The sequence below is a fragment of the Paraburkholderia sp. WS6 genome, from assembly GCF_030464835.1.
Taxonomy (GTDB): Bacteria; Pseudomonadota; Gammaproteobacteria; order Burkholderiales; family Burkholderiaceae; genus Paraburkholderia; species Paraburkholderia madseniana.
On sequence record NZ_JALQCK010000001.1, the window covers coordinates 231,583 to 246,942 of the forward strand.

General features: G+C 63.4%; 11 protein-coding genes. 5 read left to right on the plus strand and 6 right to left on the minus strand.

Features of this window, described 5'->3' with window-relative positions; genetic code table 11:
* Positions 1-13 precede the first annotated feature (13 nt).
* The 3 genes from treZ to treY are packed head-to-tail and all read left to right on the plus strand — an operon-like array spanning position 14 to position 6,998.
* The gene (treZ, locus tag M0D64_RS00990) at positions 14-1,933 is read left to right on the plus strand and encodes a malto-oligosyltrehalose trehalohydrolase (RefSeq protein ID WP_266256315.1); all 1,920 of its coding nucleotides are present in this window, start codon (positions 14-16) and stop codon (positions 1,931-1,933) included.
* Positions 1,930-4,131 carry a 4-alpha-glucanotransferase gene (gene malQ, locus M0D64_RS00995; RefSeq protein WP_266256316.1) on the plus strand — a complete coding sequence of 734 codons (2,202 nt, stop codon included), beginning with the start codon at positions 1,930-1,932 and terminating at the stop codon, positions 4,129-4,131. The genes treZ and malQ overlap by 4 nt, the downstream gene beginning before the upstream one ends.
* The gene (treY, locus tag M0D64_RS01000; protein WP_266256317.1) at positions 4,128-6,998 is read left to right on the plus strand and encodes a malto-oligosyltrehalose synthase; all 2,871 of its coding nucleotides are present in this window, start codon (positions 4,128-4,130) and stop codon (positions 6,996-6,998) included. Before malQ ends, treY begins: the two co-directional genes overlap by 4 nt.
* Positions 6,999-7,082: 84 nt before the next feature.
* Here treY and M0D64_RS01005 read toward each other — a convergent pair whose 3' ends face one another.
* Together M0D64_RS01005 and M0D64_RS01010 are read right to left on the minus strand one after the other, a co-directional pair.
* Positions 7,083-8,426 (minus strand): hemolysin family protein, encoded by a 1,344-nt coding sequence (locus tag M0D64_RS01005; RefSeq protein ID WP_097394827.1) that lies wholly within the window; start codon positions 8,424-8,426, stop codon positions 7,083-7,085.
* Between the two features lie 94 nt (positions 8,427-8,520).
* Positions 8,521-9,327 (minus strand): sensor histidine kinase KdpD, encoded by an 807-nt coding sequence (locus M0D64_RS01010; RefSeq protein WP_266256318.1) that lies wholly within the window; start codon positions 9,325-9,327, stop codon positions 8,521-8,523.
* Between the two features lie 189 nt (positions 9,328-9,516).
* On the opposite strand from M0D64_RS01010, the gene M0D64_RS01015 reads away from it, so the two are divergent.
* Both M0D64_RS01015 and M0D64_RS01020 read left to right on the plus strand, forming a co-directional pair.
* Positions 9,517-9,858 (plus strand): FKBP-type peptidyl-prolyl cis-trans isomerase, encoded by a 342-nt coding sequence (locus M0D64_RS01015; RefSeq protein ID WP_027803023.1) that lies wholly within the window; start codon positions 9,517-9,519, stop codon positions 9,856-9,858.
* A gap of 44 nt (positions 9,859-9,902) precedes the next feature.
* Positions 9,903-10,682, plus strand: coding sequence for an AraC family transcriptional regulator (locus M0D64_RS01020; RefSeq protein ID WP_266256319.1), 780 nt, complete (start codon positions 9,903-9,905; stop codon positions 10,680-10,682).
* A 66-nt stretch (positions 10,683-10,748) separates the two neighbouring features.
* On the opposite strand, the gene M0D64_RS01025 is transcribed toward M0D64_RS01020, so the two are convergent.
* The 4 genes from M0D64_RS01025 to M0D64_RS01040 form a co-directional block, all read right to left on the minus strand.
* Positions 10,749-11,939: an O-succinylhomoserine sulfhydrylase gene (locus M0D64_RS01025; RefSeq protein ID WP_266256320.1), complete on the minus strand. Its 1,191-nt coding sequence runs from the start codon at positions 11,937-11,939 to the stop codon at positions 10,749-10,751.
* Between the two features lie 294 nt (positions 11,940-12,233).
* Positions 12,234-13,781: an amidophosphoribosyltransferase gene (gene purF, locus M0D64_RS01030; RefSeq protein WP_153142101.1), complete on the minus strand. Its 1,548-nt coding sequence runs from the start codon at positions 13,779-13,781 to the stop codon at positions 12,234-12,236.
* Between the two features lie 134 nt (positions 13,782-13,915).
* Positions 13,916-14,410, minus strand: coding sequence for a CvpA family protein (locus M0D64_RS01035; protein ID WP_093634947.1), 495 nt, complete (start codon positions 14,408-14,410; stop codon positions 13,916-13,918).
* Between the two features lie 7 nt (positions 14,411-14,417).
* Positions 14,418-15,338: an SPOR domain-containing protein gene (locus M0D64_RS01040; RefSeq protein ID WP_266237901.1), complete on the minus strand. Its 921-nt coding sequence runs from the start codon at positions 15,336-15,338 to the stop codon at positions 14,418-14,420.
* Positions 15,339-15,360: the final 22 nt, after the last annotated feature.

The window sequence follows — 15,360 nt, forward strand, 5'->3', positions numbered from 1 at the left end:
ATGGTGATGAATCATGTCCGAAAGTCCGATTGATCCTCACGCGCATCATCACGCGCATTGCCTGCCGTTCAGCGCACAGTTGCTGGGCGCTACGGGCGCGAAGCCGCGCACGCGGTTCCGTTTCTGGGCGCCTTCGTGCAAGACGGTCCAAGTGGAGATTGAAAACGGACCGGCCCAGGGCGCGCACGACATGACGCCTGCCGGCAACGGCTGGTTCGAAACCACCGTCGAGAGCGGCGCGGGCACACTGTATCGCTTCCGGCTCGATGGCGAGCATGCGGTGCCCGATCCTGCGTCACGCTTCCAGCCGCAAGACGTGCACGGGCCGAGCGAAGTGATCGACCCGCGCGCGTACCACTGGGAACATACGAACTGGCACGGTCGCCCGTGGGAAGAAACGGTGTTGTACGAGTTGCACGTCGGCGCGATGGGCGGCTATGCGGGCGTGCAGAAACGTCTGCCCACGCTGGTCGCGCTCGGCGTGACGGCCATCGAACTCATGCCGTTAAACGACTTTCCCGGCCGCCACAATTGGGGCTACGACGGCGTGCTGCCATATGCGCCCGATTCCGCGTACGGCCGCCCCGAAGAACTGAAAGCGCTGATCGACGCCGCGCACGGTCTCGGCCTGATGGTATTTCTCGACGTGGTCTACAACCACTTCGGACCGGACGGCAATTATCTGCACCAATACGCCCGCTCGTTTTTCCGTGAAGGCACGCACACGCCGTGGGGCCCCGCGATCGATTTCGAACGCAGTGAAGTGAGTGACTTCTTCATCGACAACGCTGTCTACTGGATCAACGAGTATCGTCTCGACGGCCTGCGTTTCGATGCGGTGCATGCCATCGACAATCACGCGTGGCTGCGCGAATTGTCCGACCATATCCGCGCGAAAGTGCAGCACGGCCGGCATGTGCATCTGGTGCTGGAAAACGAACACAACAGTGCGAGCCTGCTTGAAACGCATTTCGACGCGCAGTGGAACGACGACGCGCACAACACGCTGCACGTTCTGCTGACGGGCGAAACGGAGGGCTATTACCACGCATACGAGGATCAGCCGATCCGTCGCCTTGCGCGCGTGTTGTCGGAAGGTTTCGCGTATCAAGGCGACCCGTCGCCGATTCACGACGGCGCGCCGCGTGGCGAAGCAAGCCAGCATCTGTCGCCCACCTCGTTCGTGATGTTCTTGCAGAATCACGATCAGATCGGCAATCGCGCATTCGGCGAGCGCCTGCGCAAGCTGACGTCGGACGATGCCTTGCGCGCCGCCACCGGTTTGCTGCTGCTGTCGCCGCATATCCCCATGCTGTTTATGGACGAGGAATACGGCTCGACCCAGCCGTTCCTGTTTTTCACCGACTACACCGGCGAGCTAGCCGACGCCGTGCGCGAAGGGCGGCGTCGCGAATTCGCACGCTTTTCGGCGTTCAGCGATGAAAAGCGTCGCGCGCAGATTCCCGATCCGAACGACGTGCAGACCTTTACAGCCTCGTCGCCGCCTGAGCCCATTCAAGGCGCCGCTGCGGATGCCAACGCGAAAGACCGCCTCGAGTGGATGCACTTCTACAAATCCGCGCTCGCGGTGCGGGCGAAGCTGATCACGCCGCGTCTGAAACATGCCAAAGCGTGTGGCTCGACCGTGTTGACCGCCGCAAACGGTGGCGACGCCAATGCGCTGATTGCCCGCTGGAAACTCACCGACGGCGAAACCTTGTCGATTGTGTTGAATCTCTCGAAGGAGAACGTGGCGTTCCCCGATCTGCCTGCCGGCAAAGTGATTTTCGAAACGCCGCCGCGCGTGCGCGAGCAGATCGACGCCAACGTGTTGCCGTCATTCGCGTTCGTCGCGTGGGTGACCGGCGACGTCAGCGACTATGCCATCGGCCACGATGCCCGCATCGCCGGCCAACAGGAGCACAACGCGTGAGTGCCACCCGCCGTCCAAACGATACGATCGTGACCCTTGCCACGCGCGCTGGCTTCGAAGTCGAGTGGCGGGATGCGCACCATACGACGCAACACGTACCCGAGAGCACACTCGCCGTGCTGCTCGACCGGATGGGTTTACCGTGCGGTAACGCCACGCAGATCCGGCACAGCGCCGCCGCGCTCGAAGCGGAACTGTCCGGCCGCAAACTGCCCCCGCTGATGACGGCGGAGGTCGAGCGCGGCATCGCGCTGCCTGCCGCGGCGATCAAATCCGGCAGTCACTACCGGATCGAACTCGAAAGCGGCTCGATCATCGACGGTCGCTTCACGGCGCCTAAAGGCGAGGAAGCGTTGCTCACACCGATCGACGAGCCCGGCTATCACACGCTGGTGATCAACGAACAACGCATGACTTTGGCCGTCGCGCCGTCGCGCTGCTATACCGTCGCCGATGCATGGCGCACGCTGCACGACGGCGCCACGACGCATCCACCGCCGTTGTGGGGCATCGCCGCGCAGTTATACGGCTTGCGCCGCACGGGCGATGGCGGCATCGGCGACTATACGGCCCTCGCGCAAATGGCGATTGAAAGCGCAAAGCGTGGCGCGCATGCGCTCGCCGTCAGTCCGACGCACGCGATGTTCAGTGCCGAGCCGAATCGCTTCAGTCCGTATTCGCCGTCGTCCCGCTTGTGGCTGAATATCACGCATATCGACCCCACCGCGGTGTTCGGCGCCGAAGCCGCGCGCGCCGCGCTCGAGGCCGCGCAGGCCACCGAAGCATGGCCGGCACTCGAAGACTTGCCACTGATCGACTGGCCGAACGCGGTCGTGCTGAAGCTGAAGGTTTTGCGTGCGCTGTACGAGAATTTCTGCGCCCAGGAACGCGCGCACGACACGCCGCGTGCCCTCGAATTTCATGGTTTCTGCGAACGTGCCGGCCGTGCGCTCGAAGACCACGCGCGTTTCGAAGCGCTGCAGGCGGTGCAGTTGGCTCAGGAAGGCGGCAATGGCCACTGGCGCAACTGGCCCGAGGCGTTGCGCGATCCGCGCAGTCCGGAAGTTGAAGCCTTTGCCGAAGCGCATCGGCATGAAGTCGACTTTCATCTGTTTCTGCAATGGCTCGCCGCCAAGGGCTTGTCGCACGCGCAGCATGCAGCGAGCGACGCCGGCATGGCCGTCGGCCTGATCGCCGACCTCGCCGTCGGGTGCGATAGTGCCGGCAGCCATGCATGGTCGTACCGCGACGACATGCTGCAAGGTATTTCAGTGGGCGCACCGCCCGATCTGTTCAACCAGGCCGGACAGGCTTGGGGGCTGACCACCTTCTCGCCACGCGCGATGCGCACGCAGGGCTTCTCCGCATTCATCGACATGCTGCGCGCGGCGTTCGCGCATGCGGGCGGCATCCGCATCGACCACATTCTCGGCTTGCGGCGCCTGTGGCTCGTGCCCGAAGGCGAGAGCGCGCGTAACGGCGCCTATCTGCGCTATCCGCTCGAAGACCTGCTGCGGCTGATCGCGCTCGAATCGTGGCGGCATCGCGCGATCGTGATCGGCGAAGATCTCGGCACTGTGCCACCCGGTTTTCGCGAGCGGCTCGACGAGCACGGTCTGGCCGGCATTCGCGTGCTGTGGTTCGAAGGCGCGGAAGGCGGCAGGGGCTTCAAGCCGCCGCAGGCGTGGGACCGCAACGCTGTCGGCACCACCACGACCCATGATCTGCCGACCGTGGCGGGCTGGTGGCGCGGCAGCGACATCACGTGGCGCAACCGGATCGGTCAGACGATGGCGCGCGCCGATGGCCGCGACGCGGAGGAAGTGGCACAGGAAGAACGCGCCGCCGATCGCGCGCTGTTATGGCGCGCGTTCCAGCAAGCCGGCGTCGCCGCGCCGGACGTGGACGCGCCGCCGCCCGACAAGGCGCCCGTGGATGAAGCGCTCGCCTTCGTAGCCGCTACGCCCGGGCCGCTCGTCACTTTCCCGCTCGAAGATTTGCTCGCACTGGTCGAGCAACCGAATCTGCCCGGCTCGATCGACGAGCATCCGAACTGGCGCCGCCGCGTGATCTTGCCCATCGACGCATTGTTCGAGGACGGCACCTTCAGCGATCGCCTGCTGGCGGTCGACCGCGCGCGCCGCGGCGCCACCGTTCCTGCTGCTTCCAACGTTTCTTCGGAGCCTGATACGCCATGACCGTCCCGCGCTCCACGCTTCGCCTCCAGTTCCATCGAGGCTTTACCTTCGACGATGCCACCAAGCATGTCGACTACTTCGCCGCGCTCGGCATCAGCCACGTGTACGCGTCGCCCATCACCACCGCCGAGCCGGGTTCGATGCATGGCTACGATACCGTCGACTACACCCAGGTCAACGCTGAATGCGGAGGCGAAGCGGGCTTGAAACGCCTCGCCGACAAACTGCGCGCGCACAACATGGGGTTGATCGTCGACGTGGTGCCGAATCATATGGGCGTCGGCGGCTCGAACAACGCGTGGTGGCTCGATATCCTCGAATGGGGCCGGCACAGCGCGTACGCTCGCCACTTCGATGTCGACTGGCATTCGCCCGATCCGGCCTTGCGCGGCAAGGTGCTGGCGCCGACACTCGGCGCGCCGTACGGCGAGGAACTCGCGGCCGGCCGGATTGCGCTGCATTTTGCGGCCGACAGCGGGCGCTTTTATATCGGCTACGGGCCGCATATGTTTCCGGTGTGCCCAATCGACTACGCGGCGATTCTGCAAAGCGCGGACCGCGCCGATCTCGCCGCACTGGCCGAACGTTTCCAGGGCCTGACGACGCAGCCTGCCGATCAGCCGCGCGCCGCCGAAGGACGCGACATGCTGCGCGAATTCGTCGCGCAAAGCGGCAGCTCGGCGATCGAATTGGTGCTGGAATCGTATTCGACCGCAGACCCGGTGACGCGTGACCGTTTGCATCGATTGATCGAACGGCAGCACTTCCGCCTCGCGTGGTGGCGCACTGCTTCAGACGAAGTGAACTGGCGGCGTTTCTTCGACATTTCGACGCTGGCCGGTGTGCGTGTGGAGCGGCCTGAAGTGTTCGAGGCGGTGCACGCGCTGATTTTCCGTCTGTATCAGGAAGGCGTGGTGGATGGTTTGCGGATCGACCACGTGGACGGCCTCGCCGAACCGCGCGAGTATTGTCAGCGCCTGCGGCAGCGCCTCACCGAATTGCGCGACACCGCGCCGTATGTGGTCGTCGAAAAGATTCTCGGCCGCGGCGAGCCGCTGCGCGACGATTGGCCCGTGGACGGCACGACCGGCTACGATTTCATGAACGACGTGGGCGCACTGCTGCACGATCCGGCCGGCGCCGAACCGCTCGCGCAGACCTGGGCCGAACTCACCGGCCGCAGCCCTCGCTTCACCGACGAAGCCCTGGCCGCGCGACGCAAGATTCTCGCGGAAAACCTCTCGGCGGAACTGGACCGCGCGGCGCGCGCGCTGCACCGCATTGCCCGCGATTCGTTGACCACGCGCGATTTCACCTTCACCGCGCTGCGGCGCGTGCTGGCCGAACTGGTCGTGCATTTTCCGGTGTATCGGGTCTATCCACAGAACGGGCTGCGCAGCGCTGCCGATAACGTGTATTTCGAGCAGGCGCTAGCAGGCGCGAGAGAGACGCTTTCGCGCGCGGACTACGTGGTGCTCGACCGCGTGAACGCGTGGCTTGGCGGCAGCGCTGAAGATGTGCCGAACGCACGCGGCAATGCGCAATCGCAACAACAAGGTTCGAATGGCGCCCCGCCAAGTCATGCAGGTTCCGCGCGGCGCACTGCGCAGACGCTGTTTTCGCAATTGACCGCACCGGTCGCCGCAAAGGCGATCGAAGATACAGCGTGCTATCGCTATGGACGCTTGCTATCGCGCAACGAAGTCGGCTCGGACCCGGGCGAGTTTGCTCTGTCGGTCGCGCAATTTCATGCGGCGAATCTCGAACGTTCGCAGCGCTTTCCTCACGCGATGCTCGCCACGGCCACGCACGATCACAAGCGTGGCGAAGACGTGCGTGCGCGCCTTGCCGTGTTGAGCGAGATTTCTCATGACTGGAGCACGACGTTGCGGGCGTGGTCGACCTTGAACGCGCCGCATCGGCGTGCGCTCGACGGTAAGCCGATCAGCAGCGTGAGCCACGACACAAGCTACGATTGGGCGCCCGGCCCCGCCGCCGAGGCGATGCTGTATCAGACCTTGGTGGGCAGTTGGCCACCGGATTTAAAGCCGGACGATGAAGCGGGCGTCAAGGAACTGGCTGAGCGCGTCGCGCAATGGCAATTGAAGGCGCTACGGGAAGCGAAGCTTCAGACCAACTGGCTCGCACCCGACGAAGCCTATGAGGCCGGCTGCCGCGATTTCCTGTTCGATATCCTGGCGCCGCAGCGGCGCAACGGTTTCCTGCGCGAGTTGTCCGCGTTCGTGGCGCGGATTGGACGCGCCGGTGCGCTCAACAGTTTGCAGCAGACCGTGTTGCGGCTGACGTCGCCTGGGATTCCCGATCTTTATCAGGGTACTGAGTTGTGGGACTTCAGCCTGGTCGATCCCGACAATCGCCGGCCCGTCGATTTTGCGAGGCGTGAGGCGTGGCTCGCACAAACACCGCCTTCGGAGTTTCTGGCGAACTGGCACGATGGCCGGGTAAAGCTCTCGGTAGTGCAGCGCATGCTGGCGTTGCGCGCGCATTTGCCGGAGTTGTTGAGTCAGAGTGCGTATCTGCCGCTTGCAGTGCGCGGTGCGCATGCGTCCAATGTGGTCGCGTTTGCACGGCGGCATGGGAATGCGTGGGCTGTGGTGGTGGCGAGCCGGCTTGCTGCCGGGTTGCTCGGCGCAGAAGGCAATGGCGGCGATTTGCCGATGGTCGATCCGGCCAAATGGGGCGATACGGCGATCGAAATGCCCGCGGATCTGGCCGCGCGGGCGCTGTTCGACTGGCTGAGTCCGGCGGCGCCCAAGGTCGACGAAAACGGTTTGCTTTATCTGCGCGATGCGTTGAGCGCGATGCCTATCGCGGTGTTGGTGGAGGACGGCGTGCCACGTAGTTGATCTGTGATTTTTAGAAGATCTTTTGAAGATCGTATGCAGAGCAATGTTTCAGTGGACCTGAGACGGACTCAGCAAATAAGCCGTTCAACCGCCTTCGTCGTCATAGGTCTTCGGATAAACGCGCACGAGCACGATGCGCGGCCCCTTCATCTTTTTGACCACCACGTCGAAGCGATCGAACTCGACGCGCTGCCCTTCGGTAGGCAAATCGTTGAGCGCCTGAATCACGAGACCGCCGACCGATTCGGCCTTGCCCTCGTCAATGTCGATTCCGAGCGCGCGTTCCAACGACACCACCGGCAAGCTGCCCTTGCCCATCAGCGTGCCGTCGTCCATACGCGTCCAGTCGGCGTCGCCCTGGCGGAATTCGTCGTGGATCTGCCCAACCAGCGCGCCGAGCAGATTGTCCAGCGTCAGAAAGCCGATCGGCTTCGAGTTCTTGTGACCAACCAGTGCGAAGTGCGGCGCACCCTTGCGGAAGCGGCGAAACAGTTCGAGCGCCGGCATGTCCGGCTTCACGTACTGCACGGGTCGCGCATATTTGGAGAGATCGTCGAGTGTGCTGCCCGCGTGCCGCGCCAGCAGCAAATCCTTCAAGTGGATCATGCCCGCCACGCGCTCGCCGGACGCGTCTTCGAACAACGGATAGCGGCTAAAGCGGTGCCGCGCCACGACCTGCATGTTTTCGCGCAACGGCACATCGCGCCGCAGGCCGACCATTTCATAGGACGGCCGCATCAGATCCGAGACAGTCATGCGCGAAAAATCCAGCGAATGCGCAATCGTGTTCCATTCGTCCTGGCTGTATGCGCCATCCGGCGCACCGAGTTCAGTCGCGACGTTGGCGCGGCGGCCACGCAGGATCAGCTTGAGTTCGTCGGTCGAATAATGCGAGTCGTGGCCGTGGTCCGCGTCGAGACCCGCGAGCTTCAACACCGCGTTGGCGCTCGTATTGAGCACCCAGATCGCCGGATACATCGCCCAGTAGAAACCGTACAGCGGCGTGGCGGCCCACAACGAAACCTTTTCCGCTTCACGAATCGCCAGCGACTTCGGCGCCAACTCGCCCACCACGATGTGCAGGAACGAAATACACGAGAACGCGAAGAACAGCGAGATGCCGTGGATCAGCTTCTCCGACTCGACGCCGAGCAGGCTGAACACCGGCGTGAGCAGTTCCGCGAACGCCGGCTCACCGATCCAGCCGAGCCCAAGCGACGCCAGCGTAATGCCGAGCTGACAGGCGGACAGATACGCGTCGAGCCGGCCATGCACCTTCGCCAGCAAACGCCCACGCATGCCGTGTTTGGCCGCGAGGCTCTGCACGCGCGTCTGCCGCAGCTTCACCAGACCGAATTCGGCGGCGACGAAAAAACCGTTGAGGGCAACGAGAAACAATGCACCGATAAGGGCGACAACCTGGATCAAAGCGAAGGGCTCCGGCAACAAAAGTTGTCAGTATAAATGGCGAAAGCAAGCTGAAAGTTAATCGCGTGCAGGAACGCGCGTCGACAGCCGCCGCTCACGTTGCTGTCGTTGCACTCAACGGCACGTGCAGCGCGAGCGTCACCGCTTCGCTCTCAGGCGCGTCGCTTTGCTCGAAACTGCCGCCGTGCGCTTCCGCAACGCGCTTGCACAGCGCGAACACCCACGCGATCCGTTTGGCTTCGCGCGGTTCGCACGCCTGTTTGCGGGCAAAGGCTTCCAGCAAATGCGGCACCGCCGGATCGTTCAGTGCAGCGGCGTTTTGATTGAAGGTGACAGAGGCGTACCACCTGGTGGCGTCCGCACGTGCGGCCAGCGTGACCGCGGCGCCTTCCGTGCTCGCCTCGACGGCAAACGTGAGCATCAGCCACAGTGCGGCGGCCAGGCGCTCACGGTCGCCGTTGAGCTGCTCGGTAGCGAGGTGCGACTCGACCGTGACCTCGACCCCGCGTGCGCGCGCCAGCCCGGAATGGACTCCGTCAACGGTTTCATCGAGTAGCGGATGCAGCGAAAACGGCGCAAGAGCCAGTTCCAGCGATTTGGTCTCGGCGCGCGTGGCGTCGACAATCGTCTCCAGCAACTTCACCTGCTGTTCCACGCCGTTGCGAATGCCGGTGACGGCGCGTTGCGAATTCGGGTCGTTGGCATCGAGCTTGCGCTCGAGCACGTACGCCCAGCTATGGATGGCATTCAGCGGACCACGGAGGTCATGCGACACCAGCGACAGCACGTGATCGCGCATAAACAGCGCGGTCTCCGCGCGCAGGCGTGCGGTGCGTTCGGATACGGCGAAACCGGAAGGAACCGGCGGTGTGCCGGCGGTCCCGGTGGAAGGCGTTGTCACGATCGAACCCTCTCAGGCGGTGCATCAAATGTCAAACGAAGCCCCATTATAGGCATGCCGTCCAGCGCAACCAGCCTGGCCGGATGGCTAACCTGAACGCAAACCGCATGCCACGCGGCAATCCTCGGCGATGCGAGCCCAACACGCCTACAATGTCGGTTTTTACGTTTTTGATCTAAGGAGCGACACATGTCGACTGTGACTACCGAATCCGGCCTGAAATACGAAGACATCGTTGAAGGCACTGGCGCCGAAGCGGTGGCCGGCAAGACCGTCAGCGTGCACTACACGGGCTGGCTGACCGACGGCCAGAAGTTCGACTCGAGCAAGGACCGCAACGACCCGTTCGCGTTCGTGCTGGGCGGCGGCATGGTCATCAAGGGCTGGGACGAAGGCGTGCAAGGCATGAAGGTCGGCGGCACGCGCAAGCTGACGATTCCGCCGCAACTCGGCTACGGCGTGCGTGGCGCAGGCGGCGTGATTCCGCCGAACGCGACGCTCGTGTTCGAAGTCGAACTGCTCGGCGTCTAAGTTTTTCGCTGTGCTGTTTTGTATTTTGTAATTGGGCTTCGCCAATGAGTCACGCCGCCGTCACCGCTCCTAGCGTTTCGTTGCGCCGCTACGGCGCGATCGAAGCGTCGGACGTGCACGACTTTCACCAGGTCGTGCTCGGACTCGACGGCGCGATGGTGATGGCGGTAGACGGCGTTGCGCATCAGATCGACGCCGGCTCTGCCTGGCTCATCCCGGCGGGTGCACGGCACGACTATGCGGGCGTCGGCGAGAACCGGCAGTTGGTGCTGGATCTGCCGGCCACTTCGCTGGCCGTGCCCGAACGTTTGTTCGACCGCGCGCGGGCCGTGACGGTGGATGCCTCGCTCACGCAACTCGTGCATCGGATTGCAGCGCACGCCACAGGCGGTGCGCAAGGCGACGATCTGGATACGCGGCGTTTTCAATGGGACGCAGCCGCACGACTGGGCGCTGCGTTGGTGGCCGACACCGGCACGGTGGCCGAGGCGCAGGCATCTGGCGCCGGCCTCGACTTCGCGCGCATCGACAGCTGGCTGCGCGCTCATCTGTCGGAGCCGCTGCGTATCGCCGACCTGGCCGCCCACTGCGGCTTTGGCATGCGGCGCTTTCATCAGCTTTTTATCGACGCCTTCGGCGAAACGCCGCATCGCTATTTGCAGCGTTTGCGGCTCGATACCTCTCTTGGTTTGCTGTCCGATCCACGCCTGTCGCTCAGCGATATCGCGCTGGAAATCGGCTTCGGCGATCAGAGCGCTTACACGCACGCATTCACGCGGCGTTTCGGGCTGGCGCCCGGTCAGTGGCGCGCGTTGCGCCATTGAGTTTGTGCAACATGCGAGCCGCCTGAAAAGGCGGCCCGCGTTTCCTGCTGCGCTCGCCTAGCGCTATTAACCCGCTAAACCACGCTCCAGATCGCCGCGAATATCGCCGGCGTTTTCCAGACCCACTGCCAGACGGATCAAACCTTCGCTGATCCCCGCCGCCGCGCGCGCCTCAGGCGTCACACGACCGTGCGTGGTCGTAGCCGGATGCGTGATGGTGGTACGCGTATCGCCAAGGTTGCCGGTGATCGAGCAGATCTTCGTGCTGTCGATCACGCGCCAGGCATTCGCGCGCATCTGCTCAGGCGTATCGCCCTTCAGTTCGAACGACAGGATCGCGCCGCCCGCCTTCTGCTGACGCATGGCCAGCGCGTGCTGCGAATGCGATTCGAGTCCCGGATAGAACACGCGGTTCACGGCCGGATGCGTTTCCAGCCAGCGCGCGATTTCGAGCGCATTCGCCGACTGCTTTTCGACACGCAGCGACAGCGTTTCCATGCCCTTGAGCAGCACCCACGCGTTGAACGCGGACAAGGTCGGCCCGGCACTGCGCACGAACGGGAAGACCTTTTCCATGATGAACTGCTTCGAACCGACCAGCGCACCGCCGAGCACACGCCCTTGGCCGTCGAGAAACTTGGTGGCCGAGTGCATCACGACGTCCGCGCCGAGCTTCAGCGGCTGTTGCAAGGCGGGGCTGCAGAAGCAGTTATCGACCACGAAGATCGCATTGGCCGCCTTCGCGATCTTGCTGATCGCTTCGATATCGGCGACTTCGGTCAGCGGGTTCGACGGCGTTTCGAGGAAGAACATCTTCGTTTCCGGACGCACGGCGTTTTTCCACGCGTCCAGATTGGTCGGATCGACGAAAGTCGTCGTGATGCCGAACTTGCTGAAGATCTGCGAGAACATGCCGAGCGTCGAACCGAACAGCGCTTGCGAGCTAACCAGATGGTCGCCGGCCTGCAATGTCGACATCACTACCGACATGATCGCGGCCATCCCCGAAGCCGTGGCCATGCACGCTTCGCCGCCTTCAAGCGCGGCCAGACGGTCCTGGAACATCGAGACGGTCGGATTCGTGAAGCGCGAGTAGGTGTAATTGTCTTCGGAATTCTTGAATTTTTCGGCGGCGTCCGCGGCACTCGCGAAGACGAAGCTCGAGGTCAGGAAAATCGCTTCCGAATGTTCGTTGAAGTCGCTGCGCACTGTGCCCGAGCGGACTGCCAGCGTGTCGAAGTTCAGGGAGTCGTCCATGTTGGTTCTGGTATCCAATGTTCCATGGCTGGGTTCAGCGTCTGCGGCTCATGTTAGACGAGCACAACAACGCCAAACGGCAGCAACAAAAAAGCCCGCTTTTGCGTCGGCATAAGCGGGCTTCATGTGCGGGGGAAAGCTGGAGCGGAGGCGGATGACTGCGGCTTTTCCACCATTCGCTTTAGCTGTTTTGGGTTGCCCCGCGTCCGCAAGCTGAGATCAAATCGACGCAAGCCGTCATGCTAACACGCTCGCGGCGTGGCGTGCAGCGGGCCACGACGCGAGCGCTATTACTCAACCGACCGACAACTGCAGATGCAGTTGCGAACGCGACGGGCCACCCTCGGCCGCTTCGCTCGCGGCGTCACGATCCGACTGCGAGGACGGTGCGAGACGCGCGGTTTCGATGCGGTCGAGGTACTCGGTGGTGACATCGCCCGTCACGTAGTTACCGTCGAAGCACGAGGCTTCGAATTCCTTCAGCGCCGGGTTGATATCGCGCACCGCCTGCTTCAGGGCGTCGACGTCCTGATAAACCAGATAGTCCGCGCCGATCATGCGCGCGACTTCATCATCCGTGCGGCCATGTGCGACGAGTTCGCCGCGCGTGGGCATATCGATACCGTAGACGTTCGGGTACTTCACCGGCGGCGCCGCCGAAGCGAAGATCACCTTGTTCGCGCCGGCATCGCGTGCCATCTGCACGATTTCGTGCGAAGTGGTGCCGCGCACGATCGAGTCGTCGACGATCAGCACGTTCTTGCCCTTGAACTCGATGCCCATTGCGTTCAGCTTCTGGCGCACCGACTTCTTGCGCATCGCCTGGCCCGGCATGATGAAGGTGCGGCCCACGTAACGGTTCTTGAAGAAGCCTTCGCGATACTCCACACCCAGTTTCTTCGCGACCTGCATCGCGGCCGGACGAGACGAATCGGGAATCGGCATCACGACGTCGATCGCGACGTCGGGCAATTCGCGCTTGATCTTCTCGGCGAGGTAATCACCCATACGCAGGCGCACGTTGTAGACCGGCACGCCGTCGAGCACCGAGTCCGGACGCGCGAGGTACACGAGTTCGAAAATGCACGGGTTCAGGCTCGGATTCGTCGCGCATTGCTGCGAGTGCAAATTGCCTTCGAGGTCGATGAAAATGGCTTCGCCCGGTGCGATGTCACGCACAAATTCGAAACCGATACCTTCGATCGCAACCGATTCCGACGCCAGGATCCACTCGACACCTTCCGGCGTTTCCTGCTTGCCGAGGCACAGCGGGCGAATGCCGAACGGGTCACGAAAGCCGAGCAAACCGTAGCCGGCAATCAGCGACACGATCGCGTACGAACCCCGCACCCGGCGATGCACGCCCGACACCGCCTTGAACAGCGCGGCCGGATCGAGTTGCAGGCTCGAACTGGAGAGCTGCAATTCGTGCGCGAGCACGTTGAGCATCACTTCGGTGTCGGAATTGGTATTGATGTGGCGGCGATCGATGCGGAACATCTCATCTTTCAGTTGCTGCCAGTTGGTCAGATTGCCGTTGTGCGCGAGGATGATGCCGAACGGCGCGTTCACATAGAACGGCTGGGCTTCTTCTTCGCTCGATGCAGAACCGGCGGTCGGGTAGCGGACCTGGCCGATACCGGTGGTGCCGGGCAGGCTGCGCATGTTGCGCGTGCGGAACACGTCGCGCACCATGCCGTTGGCCTTGTGCATGTGGAAATTGCTGCCGTTCGCTGTCGCGATGCCGGCGGCGTCTTGACCGCGGTGCTGCAGAAGCAGCAGGCTGTCATAGATCAACTGATTGACCGGAGAATGGGAAACTACGCCTACGATGCCGCACATGGCATGTCCTTCAAAGGTACGAAATTCGTAACGGCGGCCGGTGCCTGCGATGCTGCGCGAGGGTACGCGACTACGTAGAGGCAACCGGATTGCGCCGGAGTCCTGCTGCGTTCCTCTAACCGTTCACCTGATCGTCACACGCGGACGTAGGCAGCGAGCGTCTCGGGAAGCAGCGGTTTCATTACGTGCACGCCCTCGACCGCATAGGGCCGAAGCAAGGCGTTGCGCCAGAATTCCTGTTGGGGCAGTTCGGTCAAGCCTGCAAGGGCGACCAGAATCAGCACCAGAACGACCCCGCGCACGAGGCCGAACATCAAACCGAGCGAGCGGTCCACGCCGCTCAAGCCGCTTGCCTGCACGATGCGGCTCAGCAGCGCGTTCAGCACGCTTGCGACCAGCACCACGCCGATCGCCACCAGCGCGAACGCCAAAAGCCACTGGGTCAGCGCGCCGCCCGGCCACGTGGCAGGGATAAACGGCACGACATAACCAACAAAGCGGCAAGCAATGAAAAACGCCGCGATCCAGCCGATCAGCCCGAATATCTCGGACAAAAAGCCGCGCCATGTGCCGCGCAAGGCCGACAAACCGATCACCGCCATTACAGCGTAGTCGAAGGCAGTGAACATCGCTCGCTTACTGTGCTGCGCCGCTGTTCGCGCCGGACGTCAAGCCGGCCTCACGAACCTTCGCAATCGCGGCGCTAGCCGCTGCACGGTCGGCGAACGGACCGGCGCGCAATAGCGTGAGCGTTGAGCCGTCGGCCTGCTTCCGATGTTCGGTATATGCGGGCACACCGGCCGCTTTCAACTTGGTGGCCCAAGTACGGGCATTGGCGTCGTTCGCAAATGCGCCCAACTGGACAGCGAAACGGCTGCCGGGCGGCGATGCCGGTGTGCCGGAATTGGCGTCCGCGCTTGCGGCGGCCGTATTCGTGCTGTCTTCGCTCGGGGCCGGAGTGTTCGCCGCGCTTTGCGTGGCGGGTGCTTTGGCCGGTTTGGCAGGCGTTTGCGCTACAGGCGCTGCAGGTGACGTATTGGCGGCAACGGCGGCGGGTGCTTGCGGTTTCGCAGCCGGTTTGGCGGCGGGCGCTGCGCTCGTAGCCGCACTCTGCTGTTTAGCGGCGCTGGACTGGCCTTGCGTGGCTGCCGTTGTCGGCGCAAGGCCGGAAGCGGCGAGTGCCGCGTCAGGCGCTGGGTTATCCGGTGCTACGCCGGCCTGCGTGTCTTCTTCGGTCTTGGTGGCGACCTTCGGCGCGGGGCGGCTTGGAATGTCGATGGAGATGTCGTCCGTGACGGGCTTTGGATGCGAATCCAGCACCATGGGCAGGATCACCACCGCTGCAACCACCAGCGCGACCGCGCCGACGAGTCTGCGTCGCGCACGCTGCTTTTCAGGCAACGTAGGGTCGAGCAGCATCGCATCGGCATCCACGGTGCGCTCCGTGCGGCGGGTTCGCCGCTCCACGCGCTCGCCACGGGCGGCCCGGGTGGAACTGGTGTTTGCGCCGCGCCGATTGGGCGCGTCGTCTTTCTTGCCGAACGAGAAAATTCCCATGAATCGCTTGGTTCGAGCCTGG

Excerpts from the sequence above, each read along its gene's own strand:
- treZ (WP_266256315.1), top strand. The coding sequence starts at position 14 with ATGTCCGAAAGTCCGATTGATCCTCACGCGCATCATCACGCGCATTGC.
- treY (WP_266256317.1), top strand. The coding sequence starts at position 4,128 with ATGACCGTCCCGCGCTCCACGCTTCGCCTCCAGTTCCATCGAGGCTTT.
- M0D64_RS01015 (WP_027803023.1), top strand. The coding sequence starts at position 9,517 with ATGTCGACTGTGACTACCGAATCCGGCCTGAAATACGAAGACATCGTT.
- M0D64_RS01020 (WP_266256319.1), top strand. The coding sequence starts at position 9,903 with ATGAGTCACGCCGCCGTCACCGCTCCTAGCGTTTCGTTGCGCCGCTAC.
- M0D64_RS01025 (WP_266256320.1), bottom strand. The coding sequence starts at position 11,939 with ATGGACGACTCCCTGAACTTCGACACGCTGGCAGTCCGCTCGGGCACA.
- purF (WP_153142101.1), bottom strand. The coding sequence starts at position 13,781 with ATGTGCGGCATCGTAGGCGTAGTTTCCCATTCTCCGGTCAATCAGTTG.
- M0D64_RS01035 (WP_093634947.1), bottom strand. The coding sequence starts at position 14,410 with ATGTTCACTGCCTTCGACTACGCTGTAATGGCGGTGATCGGTTTGTCG.
- M0D64_RS01040 (WP_266237901.1), bottom strand. The coding sequence starts at position 15,338 with ATGGGAATTTTCTCGTTCGGCAAGAAAGACGACGCGCCCAATCGGCGC.